This is a genomic window from Rhizobium yanglingense, from assembly GCF_977109285.1.
The window spans coordinates 863,854-883,660 of the sequence record NZ_CDSAWY010000005.1 but is presented as its reverse complement, the minus strand read 5'-3'; the positions used below and the strand labels follow the sequence as shown (position 1 = coordinate 883,660).

Below are 19,807 nucleotides of genomic sequence, written 5' to 3'. Positions count from 1 at the left end.
AATTCAAGGGGCGAAGAACAGGAATAGTTACTTAAAAATCGATCGCGCGGCCGTTGATTTCGTAATCGCCGAAGCGCGCTGGCTCGGCTCCTCCGCGTCCACCGATCTCCGGTGGCAGTTCCAGGGGTTTCTGGTTCCTACGTCGTTCTTCGGCTTCGGCAAGCGCGCGTTTGGCAGCGGGTGACAGAACCTTGCGCGGGAGTGCTGCTCCTTCTGCCACAGTGCTATCTACATTGTCGTTGTCCGCTGGCTGCAATTGCGTCTCCCGCCGGAAATATTGAAAATGGCTGGCGAATAACCAAATCATAGTGCGCCGGCGGCTTGATTGAAACCCATTGCCGCAGATGGGAGATGGAGACCTCGATGAACCTCGTTCGTACTGCCATGTTGCTTGCCTTCATGACGGCCCTGTTCATGTTCGTCGGATTCCTGATCGGTGGCCGCGGCGGCATGATGATCGCCTTCCTGATCGCTGCGGGCATGAATTTCTTTTCTTACTGGAATTCGGACCGGATGGTGCTTTCGGCCTACCGGGCGCAGGAGGTCGATGAGCGCAACGCGCCGGATTTCTTCCGCATCGTTCGCGATCTTGCGCGAAATGCCGGCCTGCCCATGCCGAAAGTCTATCTTTACGACAATCCGCAGCCGAATGCCTTTGCCACGGGCCGCAATCCGGAGAATGCCGCCGTCGCGGCCTCGACGGGGCTGCTCAGCGCGCTCTCGCCTGAAGAGGTGGCGGCTGTGATGGCGCATGAACTGGCGCATATCCAGAACCGCGACACGCTGACGATGACGATCACGGCGACGCTTGCCGGCGCAATCTCGATGCTCGGTAACTTCGCCTTCTTTTTCGGCGGCAATCGCGAGAACAACAACAACCCCCTCGGTTTCGTCGGCGTGCTTCTGGCGATGATCGTAGCGCCGCTCGCCGCCATGCTTGTGCAGATGGCGATCAGCCGGACGCGCGAATATTCTGCCGACCGTCGCGGCGCTGAAATCTGCGGCGACCCGCTCTGGCTCGCTTCCGCGCTCGGCAAGATTGCCCGTGGCGCGGCGCATATCCCGAATTATGATGCCGAGCGCAATCCTGCGACGGCGCATATGTTCATCATCAATCCCCTCTCCGGGGAACGGATGGACAATCTGTTTTCGACGCACCCGAATACGGAAAACCGTATTGCAGCCCTTCAGGAAATGGCAGGAAACGGTATGAATGGCTCGACGGCGACGGTTCGCACTGGTAATCCGTCGCGCAGATCGCGCTCGGTTCCGAATACGGGTATTGGCCGCGGTGGTTCCCAACCGCCAAAAGGGCCCTGGTCTTGAATTCAGACGGCAGAAACAAGCCATTCAACAAAATGAAACCGCCTGCCAAACGCCTCGCGGTCAAGCCGGGCCTAGAGGCGCGTGCGGCAGCAGCGAAGATTCTCGCTGCCGTGATTGACCGCAAACTGCCGCTAGATGGTGCATTGGATCATGAACACGGAAATCCCGCATATAAGGCACTCGGGGAGAGCGATCGCGCATTGGTTCGCGCTATTCTCAACACTGCGCTCCGTCACCTGCCTCGCATCGATGCGGCGATTGCTTCTCTATTAGACTCGCCATTGCCGGAAGGCGCGCGCGCACTTCATCATGTGCTTGCGGTTGGAGCGGCGCAGATCCTTTATCTCGACGTCCCCGACCATTCGGCAGTCGATCTTGCCGTCGAGCAGGCAAATCAGGATCCTCGCAATCGCCGCTTCGCAAAACTGGTGAATGCGATCCTGCGACGTCTTGGCCGCGAGAAGGAGAAGGTCCTCGAAGACATCGCGAGGATTTCGCCGATGCCGGCTTGGTTTATCGACCGTCTTGAAAAGGCTTACGGGAAAGAGGCCGCCGCCGCGATCGCCGAAGCTCAGCTCGAGCCGGCGGCAATCGATCTCACCGTGAAGTCGGATGCGGCAGGCTGGGCAGCAAGGTTGAATGGGGAAGTCCTGCCGACCGGTGGTGTGCGTCTTGCAGCCTTTGATGGCACTATCCCCTCCCTGGACGGTTTCGATCAAGGCGAATGGTGGGTGCAGGACGCCGCGGCAAGCATTCCGGCCAAGCTCCTTGGCGACCTGTCTGGCAAACGCGTCGTCGATCTTTGCGCCGCACCCGGCGGCAAGACCGCACAACTCATTCTCGCCGGGGGTTGCGTCACTGCGATTGACCAATCCGAAAGCCGATTGAAGCGCCTACGCTCCAATCTCGATCGCCTCGCCCTCAAGGCTGAAACGCTCGCGACGGATCTTGTGAAATACCAGCCGGGCGAGCCGTTTGATGCCATCCTGCTCGACGCCCCCTGCTCCTCGACGGGCACGACGCGCCGTCATCCGGATGTTCTCTGGACGAAGGGGGCCGAGGACATCGCAAAGCTTGCTGGCGTGCAAGAACGCCTGCTTCGCCATGCGCTGACGTTCCTGAAGCCTGGCGGTACTCTCGTCTTTTCAAATTGCTCGCTGGATCCCGTCGAAGGCGAGGATGTCGTCAGCCGCATCTTGGCGGATACACCGAATGTCGAGCGCGTCCGGATCGACGCTGCTCGATGGCCCGGTTTGGAAATGGCGATCAGTCCGCTTGGCGAATTCCGTACGACCCCCGCCATGCTGCGCATGCCCGCAACGGTCGCTTCAGGTCTTGACGGTTTTTACGCTGCAGTGCTGCGGCGTGTTGCCTGATTGGCATGGACCGTCCCTAGATTTCGTTTCTGTCACAATTAATGCAGTCTTACCGCTGAAACCGGCCCTCATTCACCTATTCTTAATCATGAGGGTCAATAGACAATAGAATATGCAGTCCGGCCGGCGGTTTTCGAGTTTGTATGTTCGGGAGGCTTGGCGCCGCATGTCGCGGCGCATCGCATCCCTGCGCCTTCGCCTTTTGCGCCATACAATCCAAGTGCCCGAGAGGCTTATCGTTGCGCCGACCGATCTTCGCGCCATCGATCCTCATATCGCCGAGGAGATCATGAATGGCCGCTTTGCTCTGGCAGGCCGCCTGCTGGAGACGAACGGCAAGTCGCCCTTCGGCTTTACGCTTCCCTCACGCGCTTTTGCCAGCCGTTTGCATGGCTTCGGCTGGCTTCGCCATATGCGTGCCTACAAAAGCGACCTAGCTTCCGCGGTTGCCCGGGCGATCGTCGATAGCTGGCTCTCGTTGCATGCTGGCCGCATGGAAGGCATTGCCTGGGAAATCGATGTCACTTCACAGCGAGTGATTGCCTGGCTCTCGCATTCGCCGGTCGTGCTGCAGAATGCTGATCGCGGCTTTTACCGCCGTTTTATGAAGTCTCTGGCGTTTCAGGTTCGCTACCTGCGGCGTATGGCGGCTTTCGCGCCGGCGGGGGAAGTTCTTTTCCGCCTGCGGATCGCCCTCGCCATGGCTTCGATTGCAATGCCAGCGCGACAAGGTGTGCTGCGCAAGGCCGCCCAGGCGCTGGATAATGAATTCGATAGCCAGATTCTACCCGACGGCGGGCATATCTCCCGCAATCCACGCACAGGCCTAGAATTGCTTCTCGATCTCCTACCGCTCCGGCAGACCTATGTGAATCTCGGTCACGATCTGCCGCAGAAGCTGATTTCAGGCATCGATCGCATGTATCCGGCGTTGCGCTTTTTCCGCCACCACAATGGAGACCTCGCGCTCTTTAACGGCGCGACATCGACGCTTGCCAACGAGCTGATGTCGGTTCTGCGCTATGACGAAACGGCCGGCCCACCGTTCAAGGCAATGCCGCATTCGCGCTATCAACGTCTTGCGGCGGGAAATACCATTTTGATCGCCGATACCGGCCCTCCCGCAGCAGGCCCCCTATCGCGAACGGCGCATGCGGGCTGCCTTTCCTTCGAAATGTCGTCGGGTCGGCATCGCTTTATCGTCAACTCCGGATCACCGAAATTCGCTGGCCGCCGCTATGTGCAGATGGCGCGCACGACTGCGACGCATTCGACCGTGACACTGAACGACACCTCATCCAGCCGCTTCTCGGCCTCGGAATTTCTCGGTTATGTCATGACGGATTCGGTGAAGACCGTTAGCGTCGAGCGCGCTGAAACCGACGACGGACGCGATGGCATCAAGGTCAGTCACGACGGCTATCTGAATAATTTCGGCATGCTCCATGAGCGCGAACTGACGCTGAATGCTGCAGGCTCCATCGTCACTGGCCGTGATCGGCTGGTGCCGCAAGGCGAGCGCGTCATTGACGAGCCTCTTCGTGCTGCCGCGCGCTTCCATATCCATCCGGCCATAAATGTGAAGCAGAATGATCGCGAGTCCGTGTTGCTGACAGCGCCGGATGGCGAAAGTTGGCTCTTTTCGTCGCCGGGGAACGAAGTTCTGATCACTGAGGATATCTTTTTTGCTGACGCCTCCGGCATCTGCGGTTCTGACCAGATCGAGATCGACTTCGTTTTTGCCGAGAAGCCGGAAATTCGCTGGTTTTTGTCCCGCAAGAGCTAGTCGCCGTTTGCGCAGCGGCATAGCTCGTGCTAACGCGGCGCCATTATCCTATACGTCCCTTGCCGGATGTCTCCCGAAGCCCGAACGGAGAAGGTTCATGGCCGTCACTTCCAAGAAAATCCCCGCCCCTGATAAGGTCAAGGTCAAAACCGCGCTACTCTCCGTCTCCGATAAGGCGGGTATTGTCGAGCTGGCCCGCGTGCTTTCCGAAAAGGGCATCCGCCTGCTTTCGACAGGTGGGACGCACAAGGCCATCACAGCCGCGGGTTTGGCTGTCACCGACGTTTCCCAAGTCACCGGTTTTCCGGAAATCATGGACGGCCGTGTGAAGACGCTGCATCCGACGGTCCACGGCGGTCTCCTGGCAATTCGAGATGATAGCGCGCATCAGGAAGCCATGAAGGCGCATGGTATCGAAGGTATCGATCTTGCCGTCATAAATCTCTATCCATTCGAAGATGTGCGTGCCGCCGGTGGTGATTACCCCACGACGGTCGAGAATATCGATATCGGTGGTCCGGCAATGATCCGTGCCTCGGCGAAGAACCATGCTTACGTTACGATCCTCACCGATCCTGCAGATTACCCGGAACTGCTCGAACAGCTTTCGGCCGATGCCGGCCAGACGAACTACGCGTTCCGCCAGCGTATGGCAGCCAAGGCGTATGCCCGCACCGCTGCCTATGACGCGATGATCTCCAACTGGTTCGCTGAAGCGCTTTCCATCGATACGCCGCGCCATCGGGTGATCGGCGGCGTTCTGAAGGAAGAGATGCGCTACGGTGAAAATCCACATCAGAAGGCGGCTTTCTACGTTACCGGTGAAAAGCGACCGGGTGTTTCGACGGCGATGCTGCTGCAGGGCAAGCAGCTCTCCTATAACAACATCAACGACACCGATGCGGCCTACGAACTCGTCGCGGAATTCCTGCCTGAAAAGGCACCCGCCTGCGCCATCATCAAGCACGCCAATCCTTGCGGCGTTGCCACGGGGCCAAGCCTTGTCGAAGCCTACAAACGGGCGCTCGCCTGCGATTCCGTTTCTGCGTTCGGCGGCATCATTGCGTTCAACAGCACGCTCGATGCGGAGACCGCGGAAGAGATCATCAAGCTCTTCACCGAAGTGATCATCGCTCCGGATGTAACCGAAGAAGCCAAGGCGATCGTTGCGAGGAAGCCGAATCTGCCGCCTGCTTTCTGCCGGCGATCTGCCCGATCCGCGTGTCGCTGGCCTGACGGCGAAAACAGTCTCCGGTGGCCTGCTGGTCCAAAGCCGTGACAACGGCATGATCGAAGATCTGGAGCTGAAGGTCGTGACCAAGCGCGCGCCGACGCAACAGGAACTGGAAGACATGAAGTTTGCCTTCAAGGTCGGCAAGCACGTGAAATCGAATGCCGTCGTTTACGCCAAAGATGGCCAGACGGCCGGCATTGGCGCCGGCCAGATGAGCCGTGTCAATTCCGCCCGTATCGCTGCCCTGAAAGCCGAGGAAGCCGCCAAGGCGCTGGGTTTGCCTACTCCGATGACACGCGGCTCCGCAGTTGCTTCGGAAGCCTTCCTGCCGTTCGCCGACGGTCTCCTGTCGATGATTGCAGCGGGTGCGACGGCAGTCATCCAGCCGGGTGGTTCGATGCGCGACCAAGAGGTGATCGACGCTGCCAACGATCACGACGTCGCGATGGTATTCACCGGCATGCGCCATTTCCGCCATTGAGCGGACAGAACGTTAGCGCTCAGCCGGGGTTCATTTCAGTCTTGCTTCCTGTCCGCCGGATAAGGGGTCGCGATCAGCAGGATCAGTCCGCCTGCGAGGAAAAGGATCAGCGTTGCCATGCCGAGACGCGCTGATCCGCTGGCATAGGTTATCAGCGAGAAGAAGAGCGTTGCCATGAAGCTCGTGGCGCGGCCGGATAGCGCATAAATGCCGAAATAGCGCCCTGCCTCCTGCGGGCTGACGCTGCGCGCCAGATAAGAGCGCGACGAAGCCTGGACGGGACCGAAGGCGAGGCCGATCAACAGCCCGTAAAGAATATAGGCTTTTTCCGCCGCCGTGCCGAAAAGCCCTCCGGCGTCCGCCGTTGACATCGGCAGCAGGCCGAAAAGCGTATAACCCGGCCCCGTCGAAATGATCCCGAGGGTGGCGAGCAAAAGCAGCGTCAGGCTGATCAGGATCGTTGCTTTTGATCCGATCCGGTGATCAACGCGCCCGGCGATGACGCAGCCGAAAATCGCGACGACATTGAGTATGATCCCATAAAGTCCGATTTCGATCGTCGCCCAGCCAAACATGCCGGCGGCGAAGGCGCCACCCAGGATCAGCAACCCGTTGACCCCGTCTTGATAGATCATGCGGGCAGTCAGGAATTTCAGGATGCCTCTTCGGATCTTCAATTCGCTGATTGTGTTTGCGACCTGCCTGAGGCCGGACCGGACGGCAGCAGCGAGCGGCAATCCCTTCGCCGCATCGGGCGTGAAGAGGAACATCGGAATGATGAAGATGAGATACCAGACCGCGGAAATCGGCCCTGTAATGCGCGCGTCCTCGCCGGTATGAGGATCAAGCCCGAACAACGGGTCGAGCCCCAACAGCGTCGTTCCCGTTTCCAGGTTTCCCGCAAGAAGCGTCACAACACTGATGAGCACGATCATGCCGCCGAGATAGCCAAGCCCCCAGGCCGTATTGGACAGCCTGCCGACTTCATCCTTGCCCACAAGGCGCGGCATCATGGAATCGTTGAAGACGATCGAGAATTCCGCGGCGATCGAGGCGAGGATCATCAAGATTACCGGATAGACAAGCGGCGAACCCGGCGCGGCAAACCAAAGGCCGAAGAGGCTGACAACCTTGATGATAGCGAAAAAGGCTATCCACGGTTTGCGGGCGCCGGACTGATCGGCGATGGAGCCGAGGATCGGAGAGAGCAGGGCTATGATCACCGAAGAGATCGTCGCGGTATTGCTCCACATCGCTTGTGCCGAAACCGGATCGTCCGTCAGGCGTGAGACGAAGTAGGGTCCGAAAATGAACGTGGTCACGACCGTGAAAAACGGTTGCGCGGCCCAATCGAAAAGCATCCAGCTCCAGATGCCCTTTTCCGACGCCTTCTGCGGCGCCGGCGTTCCTGTTCCGGTCCAGTCTATTCTACTCACGCCTACACTCCCGCATTCGCGGCGGACTGTGTCACCTCGCCCGGTCGCGCGCAAGATCGGTTAAAAGACCTGCGGCCACTGTAATTCGTGCAAGAGTTGGATCGCCGCTGTCGCTGAGGTTTGACAGCTCTTCGGCAATGCGGTTGATCCTGATGCGATCGACTCCGTGCCACGCCTGAACCGGCAGCTTTTCCTTGCCATGCTCGGACAGCGCCGAGATGACGATATCGCGGCGGGCACTGGCAATTTGGTCGATGCTGCGCGCCAAGGCCAGGCTTTCGTAGTGATCCGAGGTGAGAATGCGGGCGCCGGCTGCGAGCAGCCTTCCGACGCGGAAGGTCTGCGATACCGCAAAATAGCTTTCCGCAGCACGTCCGAGCGCCTCGCCTGTGCGTTCGGCGATCTGCATGATCTCCGGCACCAGAACAAAGCCCGGCAGCCCCGCAATGACGGCGGCCAATCTTTCTGGCAGCCCGGCTTCGCGATACTCCATGGCACGCGCCTCGAACTCTGCGGGAGCCTGCGCGGCGAAGGAGGGTTTCAGTTTCTTCAACGCAGTCTGAAGCCGACTAATGGTTTCTGCTATACCGCCTTTTGCCATGCCGGTCTTCAGGAGCAAGCGAGTCAAAACGGTGAAGCTATGGCCGATCTCTTCATAGACACGGTTTTGCATCTGTCCGGAAATATTGCCGTCCAGCGCATCGGTCTCGGTCCAAAGCCTGGTCAGGTCGAAGCCATCGCGGGCGATGATCGCGGCACGGACGACTTCCGGCGCTGACGCCGCTGTCGCATCCATCATGCTCACCACAAAGCCAGGGCCGCCACGATTGATTGCCTCGTTGGCAAGCACCGTCGCGATGATTTCGCGTTTCAGCCGGTGAGTTGCGATGTCGGAGGCATTGGTTTTTTGCATCTTAGCCGGGAAGTAGTTTGAAAGGGTCGACGCAAAATAAGGATCATCGGGAAGGTCGCTTGCGGCAATGGCATCGAAAAGCACGATCTTGGCGTAAGAGAGCAACACGCCGATTTCCGGCCGCGTGAGCGGCTTGCCGGCAGCATAGCGCTCGGCAAGAGTCGCCTCATCGGGAAGCGTTTCCACCTTCCGGTTGAGCTGCTTGGCCCCTTCCAGCACGCTCATGAAGCGTGCGAGCTCAAGGCCGTTAGCGGTTCCCTTACGTTCGGTCAGCGAAATCGCCAGCGATTGCAGATAGTTGTTGCGCAGCACGAGTGTCGCGACTTCGTCCGTCATCGAGGACAGCAGCTGATCGCGTTTTGCCCGTGTGAGCTGCCCGTCATGCATCGCATTGGCGAGCGCGATCTTGATGTTCACCTCGACGTCCGAGGTGTTGACGCCGGCTGAATTGTCAATCGCGTCGGAATTGCTCGCGTCCGCCTTCAGGCCATAAGTGATGCGGCCCTTTTGCGTGACGCCGAGGTTGGCGCCCTCGCCGATCACCTTCGCCCGCACCTCATCAGCCGTGATGCGGATCGGATCGTTGGAACGATCGCCCACTTCCGTATCGGTTTCCGTCTGCGCCTTCACATAGGTGCCGATGCCGCCGAACCACAGAAGATCTACCGGGCTCTTCAGGATTGCTGTGATGATCTCGAAGGGGGTTGCCACCGCTTTGTCGATGCCGATCGCGGCAACCGCTTCCGGGGTCAGCGTGACGGATTTCGCCGCGCGTGAAATGATCATCGCGCCTTTCGAAAGAACCGACTTGTCGAAGTCCTGCCAACTTGTACGCGGCAGGTTAAAAAGTCGCTGCCGTTCGACGAGCGTCTTTTCCATGTCCGGATCGGGATCGATGAAGATGTCACGGTGGTCGAAAGCGGAAACCAGCTTGATCTTCGGAGAAAGCAGCATGCCGTTGCCGAAAACGTCGCCGGACATGTCGCCGACACCGGCCACCGTAAACGGTGTCGTCTGGATGTCGATATCCATCTCGCGGAAATGACGCTTTACGGTTTCCCAGGCGCCACGCGCGGTGATGCCCATTTTCTTGTGGTCGTAGCCGGCCGAGCCGCCTGACGCAAAGGCGTCGTCGAGCCAGAAACCAGCTTCCTGCGCCAGTGCGTTGGCGGTGTCGGAGAAGGTTGCCGTTCCCTTATCGGCGGCGACGACGAAATAGGGATCGTCGCCATCGAGCCGTACTGTATCTGCCGGAGGCACGATTTCGGTGCCTGAAATGTTGTCGGTGATCGAAAGCAGGGTGCGGATATAGGTCTTGTAGGCTTCGCGGCCGGCATTGAAGATCTCATCGCGGCTGCCGCCAGCGGGCAGTTTCTTCGGATAAAAACCGCCCTTGGCGCCGACTGGAACGATAACGGCGTTCTTCACCTGCTGCGCCTTTACGAGGCCTAGGACTTCCGTGCGATAGTCCTCGGCGCGATCCGACCAGCGCAGGCCGCCGCGGGCAACCTTGCCGAAACGCAGGTGCACGCCCTCTACCTCGACGCCATAGACAAAGATTTCCCGGAAAGGCTTTGGGTCCGGCAGGCCATCGACGAGATTCGGATCGAGCTTGAAGGCAAGCATCGCCTTCGGCGAGCCATCGGCACTGCGCTGGAAGTAGTTGGTCCGCAGCGTCGCGTCGACGACATTGATGTATCGGCGCAGGATGCGGTCATCGTCGAGGCTCGGCACATTGGCGAGCGCCGCCTCGATCGACCGATGCAGGTCGGCGAGCTTTTTCATGCGCGCCTTCTCGCTAAGCTGCGGATCGAGCGCATCGAAAAAGAGGCGGAAGATCGAAGCGGCGATCCCTGGGTATTTGTCGAGGGTCGTTGCGATGTAGTCTTGCGAATAGGCTATACCTGCCTGACGAAGATAACGCGCATAGGCCCGCAGGACATTCGTCTCGCGTGCGGAAAGCCCGGCTGAAAGGATCAGCCTGTTGAAACTGTCATTGTCGATCGTGCCGTCGAAAGCAGAAATGAAGGCCTCTTCCAGCGCCGCACCATGACGGCTGAGGTCAATCTCGGCGCCACTGCGGGCTTCAAGCTCCATATCGTGCAGTACGACGATGTTGACCGTGCCGTCTGCGGTTGGAACTTCGATGTCGAAGGTTCGCTCGCTCAGCACGTTGAAACCGAGATTTTCGAGAAGCGGCACGCGGCGTGAGAGCGGAAGCTGCTCGCGAGCATGGAAAATCTTGAGCGAGAAGACCCGGCCGCGTTCCGCATCATTGCGATAATAGAACTCGATGCGTATCGGCTCGCCAGAGGCGCAATCGGTGATGTCCGGGAGATCGGCAACCGTTTCTTCAGCGGTGAAGGAATCCTGGAAGGCATTGCTGACGGCGATCTTCGGCGCCTTCGGCCCAGCCAGCGCTTCGAAGCGATCGTCCCAGCGGGCGGTGATGGCGCGGATCGCTTCCTCGAGCTTCGATTGCGGAATGCGCGGCGTTTTGCCGCCGGACCGGCCGATGATGAAGTGTACGCGCGCAACCCGCCCTTCCGGGAAGGCCGGGTAATAGGCAGACACCCGGCCGTCATAGACGGTCTTCAGATAGGTGCCGATCTTTTCGCGAACGATGGAATCGTATTCCTCGCGTGGTACATAGACGATGACCGAGACAAAACGGTCGAAATGATCGATGCGCGGCAGAACGCGGACGCGCGGACGCTCGACAAGATCATTGATCTGTTCCGCGAAATTCGCGAGCAGCGTCGTGTCGATCTGGAAAAGATCGTCGCGTGGATAAGATTCCAGCGTGTTGTACAACATTCGGCCGGAATGGCTCATGGGATCGAAGCCGAAATGATCTGTCACTTTGGCAACTTTGGAACGGATGAGCGGAATTTCCGAAGCCGAAGACGTATAGGCCGTAGAGGTAAAGAGGCCGACGATGCGCAATTCACCGGTGACGTTGCCGTCCTTGTCGAATCGCTTGACGCCGACATAATCCATATAGGCGCGGCGATGGACGACCGATTTCACATTCGCCTTGGTGACGATCAGGAAATCCGGACCATCGAGAAAGGCGAGGATTTCCGGCGTCGTCGTTACGGCATCCTTGCCGGTGCGCAGCACCAAGACATCCGGATCGGAAAGAATGCCGAGGCCAGCGCCTTTGTCACGCTCGACCTTCGCTTCGCTCCCCTTGCTGGAATAGACATATTCACGCATGCCAAGGAAGGTGAAGTTTTCATCGCGTAGCCAGGTGAGGAAAGCCAGTGCTTCGTCCCGATCGGCCTTCTTGCGGCTGGCGCTGTAGCTGCCCAATTCGGCAATCACGGTGTCGAGCTTGGAAAGCATAGGCTTCCAGTCGGAAACAGCCTGGCGGACCTGCTCCAGCACGATCATGATGCGCTTTCGAAGATCGCCGGATTGCGCCGTAGTCAACGGCGAAATGTGAAATCTGGATATGGCTGACACGTCTTACCGGATCGCTCGGCTCCTCGGCTGAATAAAGTACCGGCGTTTTGCCATGCTCCATCACCAGGATCGGATGCACCGCCATATAGAGATCGCGATAGGTGCTTGTGATCTCGCTCATAACCAACTCGTAGAGGAACGGCTTATTCTGATCGGTAACCGTCAAGACAGAGACTGCAACGCCACTGGGTTCGACATCGGCCACCGTTTCGATCGTAACGCGCGGGACCTTGCCGTCCCAGCCAGCAAGCTCCTTAGCGGAATGAGCGGCCGAAAGCGCCAGCATCTCCGGTGTGTAGCGATCGAGGTCGTCTCCACTCGCCCGGCCGAAGAGGATTTCCGGATCGAGATGCGGCTCTTTGGCTGCAGCAGCGATCTTCTTTGCGCTTTCGATCAGCTTTTCCCGTCGCGGATGGTTTTTGGCAGCCATTGAGACATTCCCCCAATTTGTGTGATTTGCCGCAAGTTAGCAGAAGAATTATCGAAAAAACCCCTAAAAGAGGCTCCACCTTGGCAGTTTTTGTGCGTTTTTGCCCTTGTTTCAGTAAAATTTCAGAGGATTCTCCGATTATAGGAAACCTAGGCCGGTCTTGGATTTCTTCAGCTCGCCGAGATTTCCACGCATGGATGAAGAATGGTTGACAGCGACGCGGCAAAAGGACGATCAACAGCGCATCGAATTCGGGGTTTAAAATTACTATGCCGGATAATAGTGCTGCAGGAACGGTGATCGTCATCTCCAGCCATGTCGTTCGCGGTTCGGTCGGCAATCGTGCCGCCGTGTTCGCGCTTGAGACGCTCGGCCATCAGGTCTGGGCACTGCCGACGATCATTCTGCCCTGGCATCCCGGTCATGGCCGTTCGACCCGGCTCACTTTTGCGGAGGCCGATTTCGATGCCGCCATCGATGATCTCATCCGTGCACCGTGGGTGGGAGAAGTGAAGGCGGTCTTGTCTGGTTATTTCGGAAACGCTGCCCAGGCTGGTTCTGTTGCCCGTCTCGTCAGTGCATTGCGTGAAAAGAACCCCGAGCTGCTTTATGTCTGCGATCCGGTGATGGGCGATCTGGGAGGCCTCTATGTGCCTGAAGCGACGGCGGAGGCGATCCGCGACCATCTGATCCCGCTTGCGTCTTTGGCGACACCCAACCGCTATGAGCTGGCCTGGATGGTGGGCGCACCAGTTGAAGGACAATACAGCTGTTATGGAGGCTGCTTTGTCACTCGGTCCCTCCCGCATGCTTGTCACCTCCGCTGTTCCGATGATGGCTGGCGGCACCGGAAATCTCTATCTTTCCGGCCGCCATGCTCTGCTTGCCGAGCATCGTGTCGTCGACAAGGCGCCGAATGGACTGGGCGACCTGCTGGCGGCCGTCTTCCTCTCGCGGCTTCTTTCCGGGATGGACGACGAAAAGGCGCTGCAGCTTGCAACAGCCAGCGTCTATGAAGTGCTGGTGCGTGCGGTCAAACGCGGCAGCGACGAGCTTACGCTCGCAAGCGATGCATCAAGCCTGTCGACACCGATGGCCATGGTGCAGATGCGCCGCCTCATGCATCCCGCCCAACGGAAGAAGAGTTAGCGGCGCCCGTTTGCGCATTTCGCATGCGCAGCAGTTGATCTTGCGGCGCCTGCGCGCTAATCGACAGTCATGCAGTGTTTTCCAACTTCACTTCTGGACGGCTATCGCAACTTCATGAACGGGCGTTACGCCGACGCCCGCGACCGCTATAGGATGCTGGCTGAAAACGGTCAGAGTCCGAATACGCTGGTTATTGCCTGTTCGGACTCGCGCGCAGCACCGGAACTCATCTTCGACGCCGGCCCCGGTGAGCTTTTCGTCATCCGTAACGTCGCCAACATGGTGCCTCCTTACGAGCCGGATGGCCATTTTCACTCGACATCTGCTGCTTTGGAATTCGCCGTACAGGTCTTGAAGGTTTCCGACATCGTCGTCATGGGCCATGGCCGCTGCGGCGGTATTCGCGCAGCGCTTGATCCCAATTCCGAACCGCTGTCGCCTGGTGATTTCATTGGACGCTGGATGTCGCTTGTCCGGCCCGCTGCCGAGCAGATCCAAAGCAATGACGTGATGACTGCCGCTGAGCGCCAGACGGCGCTCGAGCGCGTCTCGATCCGCAACTCGCTCAATAACCTCAGAAGTTTTCCGGATATCAAGGCGCTTGAAGAGGCAGGGAAGATCGCCCTGCATGGGGCCTGGTTCGATATCTCGACCGGCGAATTATGGGTGATGGACGCGGAAACGCGCGATTTTATCCGCCCGGAAGTATAACCTTCGCGGGCGGGAAGCTCACTGGCCGTCGATCTGCTGGCCGATATAAGCGATTGCCTGTTGGTAGACCGTTGCGGCGTTCCAGCCTGCGATTGCTGCAAAGTTCGCCTCGCCTGGCTGATAACCGGCGCCCGGCTGCCAGCCGTGGCCTCTGAGGAAGTTTGCCGTCGAAGCCAGGGCATCAGCGCGCGAGCCAACCATGTCGACGCGGCCGTTGCCGTCGCCGTCGGCTCCGAAACGGACCACATTGCGCGGCAGGAACTGCGTCTGGCCGATTTCGCCATGCGCGGCGCCCCGAGCCTGCGGGTTCAGATAGCCTTCGGAAACTAGTTGCAGGGCGGCGTAAAGCTGATCGGTGAAATAATCCGAGCGGCGGCAGTCGTAAGCGAGCGTCGAAACGGCAGACAGGGTATGCTGATTGCCCATGTAACTGCCGAAGCCGGTCTCCATTCCCCAGATCGCGATCAGCGGACCGGCCGGAACGCCGTAGCGGCCCTCGATCGAGGCAAAGAGTCCTTGATTGGCGCGTTTCATGCTTCTGCCGCGGGAGATGATCGTTGCGCCGCCCCGCTTCTTCATGAATGCGTCGAAGGATAGCTTGAAGCTCTTTTGGCCACGGTCGGCTGCGATTGTCGATTTATTATAGCTTACATTGGCGAAGGCCCGGCTCAGCACCGATGGGCTGACGCCGCTGGCGGCCGCTTCCTGCTTAAAGTCGGCAACCCAGGCTTGAAAACCCGCGCTATTGTTGCCGCACTGGGCAGCCTTTGCTGCTGCCGGAAGAGCTTGGAGTACGCTCGCCGCTGCGACGACCGCCACAAAGAATTTTGTCATGCTCATCAGAAACCCCGATCTCCATCTGCACAAGCTTGGCGCCGCGCAAGAATGCCAGCAGCAGATAATTTTGTCACGATCACCTTTCGGTGGGCCCTTGCAACCTGATGGCCGTCGGCCAGTTTTCGTAGGAAGCCCCGCATGATCAGGCGATATGCGGGGCTGATAGTAAATTATGGTTAATTTTTGGTATCAGGCGGCCTTCTTGCGTGGCTTGATGAGGCCGCGGTTGACGAGGAGCTCGGCAATCTGGATTGCATTCAGAGCAGCGCCCTTGCGTAGGTTGTCTGAGACCACCCATATGTTCAGGCCATTCTCGACCGTCGCATCTTCGCGGATGCGCGAAATATAGGTCGCGTCTTCGCCGGCAGATTCGTAAGGCGTGATATAGCCGCCGTTTTCGTGCTTATCGATGACGAGGCAGCCTGGAGCGTCACGCAGGATATCGCGCGCCTGATCGGCGGTGATCTCGTTTTCGAACTCGATATTGACCGATTCCGAATGGCCGATGAAAACCGGAACGCGTACCGCCGTGCACGTGACCTTGATTTTCGGGTCGAGCATCTTCTTGGTCTCGGCTAGAACCTTCCATTCTTCCTTCGTGTAGCCATCCTCCATGAAGACGTCGATATGGGGAATGACATTGAAGGCGATGCGCTTCGTGAACTTCTTGTTTTCGATTGGATCGGCAACGAAGACGGCGCGTGTCTGGTTGAAGAGCTCGTCCATGCCGTCCTTGCCTGCGCCGGAAACCGATTGGTAGGTCGAGACGACAACGCGCTTGATCTTGGCGAAGTCATGCAGGGGCTTCAAAGCCACCACGAGCTGTGCGGTCGAGCAATTCGGGTTGGCTATGATGTTGCGCTTGGTGAACTGCGTCACGGCATCCGGGTTCACTTCCGGAACGATCAGCGGCACGTCGGCGTCGTAGCGCCAGGCCGAGGAGTTGTCGATCACGACGCATCCCTGCTGGCCGATCTTCGGCGAGAACTTCTTGGACACCTCGCCACCAGCAGACATCAGGCAGATGTCGGTGTCGGAGAAATCGTAGTTCTCCAGATTGGAAACCTTCAGTGTCCGGTCACCGTAGGAAACTTCCGTACCCTGCGAACGCGCGGAGGCGAGCGCCACGACTTCGTCGGCGGGGAAGCCGCGCTCCGAGAGGATGTTGAGCATTTCCCGGCCCACATTTCCGGTCGCTCCCGCAACTGCAACTTTGAAACCCATTTCAAGCTCTCTTTCTCTCTCTCCTCTTGTCCGGTGAGGGGGAAGGCGCGAAACGATCGCGGCTTCCTGTCCCCAGCCGGGCCGGGGAGAGAGCGGCAGGCCAGAGACGTCAGACGGTTTTCGTCGTCGTTTTGGCCTTGGTTTTGGAAGAAACCGGAACAGCAATATCCATCCCGGCACTTGGTGCCAGATCATTGCGTGCAGCAATGGCGTGTTCGGCGCGAACCATGGATATTCCTTTCCGCCGTTGCTCATAAAAGGTTTTCCACAGGAGTCAAGGTTTTTGCAACCTTGCTCCCTGTCGAGCACTCGGGCAGAGGTTGCGGCCCAAATCGGAAGAAGCCTTGCCTGCGACAATCTGTGCATAGGCATTAGACTAAAGTCATAATCCCAAAGCCGCTCTCTTTCTCCGAATCCTTTTCTGTCACACTCTCGTCAGGCGAGTTGCGTCCAAGGATGCTTTGAGGAGAGCTTGGGGCGCGTCTCGTTGCTTATCACTCTGTGGAGGACAGACAATGGCAAATGTCGCAAGCGTCGGAGACGCGAGAGTCGGCCCGATGACAGGCGAGGAGAAGAAGGTCATCTTCGCCTCGTCGCTCGGGACTGTTTTCGAATGGTATGACTTCTATCTTTACGGTTCACTCGCCACCTATATCGGCGCTACCTTTTTCAGCCAGTATCCGGAAACGACGCGAAACATCTTCGCGCTGCTCGCCTTTGCAGCGGGTTTCCTGGTGCGCCCGTTCGGCGCATTGGTCTTCGGCCGCCTCGGCGATCTGGTCGGCCGCAAATATACGTTCCTGATCACGATTCTGATCATGGGTCTGTCGACCTTCCTCGTCGGTATCCTTCCAGGTGCGGCGTCAATCGGTATTGCAGCTCCGATCATCCTGGTCGGCTCTGCGCCTGCTGCAGGGCCTGGCGCTCGGCGGCGAATACGGTGGTGCAGCGACCTATGTGGCCGAACATGCGCCGCATGGCCGGCGCGGCTTCTTCACGTCATGGATCCAGACGACGGCAACACTCGGCCTGTTCCTTTCGCTGCTGATCATTCTCTTCGTCCAGTCCATGCTCGGCGCCGCCGATTTCGCCGCCTGGGGCTGGCGTATTCCGTTCCTCGTCTCGGTCGTCCTGCTTGGCGTTTCCGTCTGGATCCGTCTGAAGATGAACGAGTCACCGGCTTTCCAGAAGATGAAGGCCGAGGGCAAGGGTTCGAAGGCGCCGCTGACGGAAGCCTTCGGCCAGTGGCGCAACGCTAAGGTGGCGCTGCTTGCGCTCTTTGGGGCCGTCATGGGGCAGGCCGTCGTCTGGTATTGCGGTCAGTTCTACGCGCTGTTCTTCCTGCAGAACATCCTGAAAGTCGACGCGCAGTCGACCAACCTGATGGTCGCTGCATCGTTGTTGCTCGGCACCGGCTTCTTCGTTTTCTTCGGCTGGCTTTCCGACAAGATCGGTCGCAAGCCGATCATCATGGCCGGCCTCCTGCTCGCCATGGTGACTTACTTCCCGCTGTTCAAGGCTCTGACCAATTTCGCCAATCCGGCGCTTGCAGAGGCGCAGGCCACGATCCGCGCAACGGTCACTGCGGCACCGGGCGATTGCAAGTTCCAGTTCAACCCGACCGGCACCGCGAAGTTTACCACCTCGTGCGATATCGCCACTTCATTCCTGACGAAGAATTCGGTGCCCTATGATGTCGTCAGCGGTGCCGCCGGTTCAGCCGCCACGGTTAAAATCGCCGACGACACGATTACCAGCTATGATGCCGCTGCCGCTGGCGACAAGGCGAAAGCCATGAACGGCGCTTTCGAAAAGGGCATCAACATCGCGCTTCGCGATGCTGGCTACCCCCTGGTTCGCGGTGCGGCGAAGGTTCCGGAATCCAAGCTCGATGCCTTTATCGCCGCCAATCCGGAGCTCGCTCTCAACGCTGATGCGCTTCGGGCAGGTCAGAAGGAGACGGTCCCAGCCTCCAAGCTCGTGACCGACAAGCTGCTGACAGCCGACGAGGCCAAGGGCGTCACCGACATGGCTGTCTACACGATCGCCAACGGTGGTACTTTCACCATGGTTGCCGATCCGGCAAGGCTGAACTGGGTGGGCGTCGTCGCTGTTCTGACGGTCCTCGTCATCTACGTGACGATGGTCTACGGGCCGATCGCTGCCCTTTTGGTCGAGCTCTTCCCGACCCGTATCCGCTATACCGGGATGTCGCTGCCCTATCATATCGGCAACGGCTGGTTCGGTGGTCTGCTTCCGGCAACCGCCTTCGCGATGAGCGCCTTCAAGGGCGACATCTATTACGGTCTCTGGTACCCGATCATCTTTGCGGGCATCACCCTGGTCATCGGCATGATTTTCCTGCCGGAAACCAAGGACCGCGATATCCGCACGATGGACTGAGGCAAACCATCAGAATTGAGAAACGGGACCCGGCGCCTCCAACGGCGCCGGGTTTTTTATACCCGCAGAAGCCCTTTCGGCGGCGGCCGTCCGTCAGGACCCGGGTTGAAGCGCAGCCCGTAGCGCGAATAGACGATCGCGGTCATCCATGGCTGCTTCGAAAAATCATCCGTTCGAAAAGTGTCTTAGGAACAGCACAACGGCAGCAGACGGTAACGACAGTTTTTTGAGCAGAGCTCAAATAAGCCTGCTGAGCCGTGGCACAGGCCAGCCTTCGCGACTGACAGCAAAGACCAGACCGAAGCGGGCAAAGAGGATTGAGACGGCAAATGCGAGCCAGGCACCGAGTGCCAGTCCTGCTACGACATCGCTCGGATAGTGGACGCCGATGATGATGCGGGTTGCACCGAGCCAGAGCCCGATACCGATGAAAATGAGCCTGACGTGCGGAAAAAGGAGGACGAGTGCCACAAAGAGCGCGCCGATATTGGCCGAATGACCTGATGGGAAGCTCTGATGCAGGAAATCCATGTTCAAGGGCGAGAAACTGAAAATGCCCTCCTGCTCATAGATAAGCGGACGCGCCCGCCCGATCAGGAATTTCAAGGCGTTGGCACAGACACTGGCCAGGATGACGGAGAGCCCGACATAGGCCGTCATCTGGACGAAATAGGCCATGCGGAATTGACGGCGGACCTTCCAAAGTCGCCGGCGAACGGCGTAACCGGTGGCAAGAACGGTGCAAAGCCCCGCAAGGATCCAAGCAAGGCGGCCGATATCCGTTACGTCGCCGGCGATCGATACCAAGGGAGGCGAGAGGCTTTTGGCTGCCTGTCCGAGCGGCCTGTCGAAGACAAAAAAGGCAATGACGACCACATTGATCGCGGAAAGCGTGAACGCCTTCCAGGGAACTCTGCGATGGATCGTGCGGCGGGCGTCGTAGCGCCTGCCCAGATAGGATCGGCAGCCTGGTTTGTGATCGGCGGTATTGCTCATTCCATTCCTTCGTCGTTTTGCCCTTCGTCGGTTTGCA

Annotated in this window: 9 protein-coding genes and 5 pseudogenes; 7 read left to right on the top strand and 7 right to left on the bottom strand. The window is 58.8% G+C overall.

Going from position 1 to position 19,807, the window contains the following annotated elements:
* Positions 1-31: 31 nt before the first annotated feature.
* Positions 32-256, bottom strand: coding sequence for a DUF1674 domain-containing protein (locus ACW4PC_RS13905; protein WP_455874179.1), 225 nt, complete (start codon positions 254-256; stop codon positions 32-34).
* A gap of 107 nt (positions 257-363) precedes the next feature.
* Here ACW4PC_RS13905 and htpX point away from each other — a divergent pair, with 107 nt between their 5' ends.
* From htpX to purH, 4 genes and pseudogenes are all read left to right on the top strand, one after another.
* On the top strand, positions 364-1,326 hold the full coding sequence (gene htpX, locus ACW4PC_RS13900; protein ID WP_455874178.1) for a zinc metalloprotease HtpX: 963 nt from the start codon (positions 364-366) through the stop codon (positions 1,324-1,326).
* Positions 1,317-2,702: an RsmB/NOP family class I SAM-dependent RNA methyltransferase gene (locus ACW4PC_RS13895; protein ID WP_455875009.1), complete on the top strand. Its 1,386-nt coding sequence runs from the start codon at positions 1,317-1,319 to the stop codon at positions 2,700-2,702. Before htpX ends, ACW4PC_RS13895 begins: the two co-directional genes overlap by 10 nt.
* Before the next feature lie 112 nt (positions 2,703-2,814).
* The gene (locus ACW4PC_RS13890; RefSeq protein WP_455874177.1) at positions 2,815-4,488 is read left to right on the top strand and encodes a heparinase II/III family protein; all 1,674 of its coding nucleotides are present in this window, start codon (positions 2,815-2,817) and stop codon (positions 4,486-4,488) included.
* 97 nt (positions 4,489-4,585) lie between these two features.
* A pseudogene (gene purH, locus ACW4PC_RS13885) lies at positions 4,586-6,203 on the top strand (bifunctional phosphoribosylaminoimidazolecarboxamide formyltransferase/IMP cyclohydrolase).
* A gap of 35 nt (positions 6,204-6,238) precedes the next feature.
* On the opposite strand, the gene ACW4PC_RS13880 reads toward purH, so the two are convergent.
* Entirely contained in the window at positions 6,239-7,639 is a 1,401-nt protein-coding gene (locus ACW4PC_RS13880) for an MFS transporter (RefSeq protein ID WP_455874176.1), read from the bottom strand.
* Positions 7,640-7,670: 31 nt separating this feature from the next.
* Positions 7,671-12,450: pseudogene (locus ACW4PC_RS13875) on the bottom strand (NAD-glutamate dehydrogenase).
* 204 nt (positions 12,451-12,654) lie between these two features.
* On the opposite strand from ACW4PC_RS13875, the pseudogene pdxY reads away from it, so the two are divergent.
* Together pdxY and ACW4PC_RS13865 are read left to right on the top strand one after the other, a co-directional pair.
* Positions 12,655-13,599: pseudogene (gene pdxY / locus ACW4PC_RS13870) on the top strand (pyridoxal kinase PdxY).
* A gap of 69 nt (positions 13,600-13,668) precedes the next feature.
* A complete protein-coding gene (locus ACW4PC_RS13865) occupies positions 13,669-14,310 on the top strand; it encodes a carbonic anhydrase (protein ID WP_455874175.1) in 642 nt (213 codons plus the stop codon).
* An 18-nt stretch (positions 14,311-14,328) separates the two neighbouring features.
* On the opposite strand, the gene ACW4PC_RS13860 is transcribed toward ACW4PC_RS13865, so the two are convergent.
* From ACW4PC_RS13860 to ACW4PC_RS13850, 3 genes and pseudogenes are all read right to left on the bottom strand, one after another.
* The gene (locus ACW4PC_RS13860; RefSeq protein WP_455874174.1) at positions 14,329-15,150 is read right to left on the bottom strand and encodes a lytic murein transglycosylase; all 822 of its coding nucleotides are present in this window, start codon (positions 15,148-15,150) and stop codon (positions 14,329-14,331) included.
* Positions 15,151-15,336: 186 nt separating this feature from the next.
* Positions 15,337-16,371, bottom strand: a complete 1,035-nt coding sequence (locus ACW4PC_RS13855; RefSeq protein ID WP_455874173.1) for an aspartate-semialdehyde dehydrogenase — start codon at positions 16,369-16,371, stop codon at positions 15,337-15,339.
* Positions 16,372-16,480: 109 nt separating this feature from the next.
* Positions 16,481-16,737 (bottom strand): annotated as a pseudogene (locus ACW4PC_RS13850) (hypothetical protein).
* Between the two features lie 149 nt (positions 16,738-16,886).
* On the opposite strand from ACW4PC_RS13850, the pseudogene ACW4PC_RS13845 reads away from it, so the two are divergent.
* A pseudogene (locus ACW4PC_RS13845) lies at positions 16,887-18,774 on the top strand (MFS transporter).
* A gap of 237 nt (positions 18,775-19,011) precedes the next feature.
* Here ACW4PC_RS13845 and ACW4PC_RS13840 read toward each other — a convergent pair.
* On the bottom strand, positions 19,012-19,770 hold the full coding sequence (locus ACW4PC_RS13840; RefSeq protein WP_455874172.1) for a phosphatase PAP2 family protein: 759 nt from the start codon (positions 19,768-19,770) through the stop codon (positions 19,012-19,014).
* Positions 19,771-19,807 lie beyond the last annotated feature (37 nt).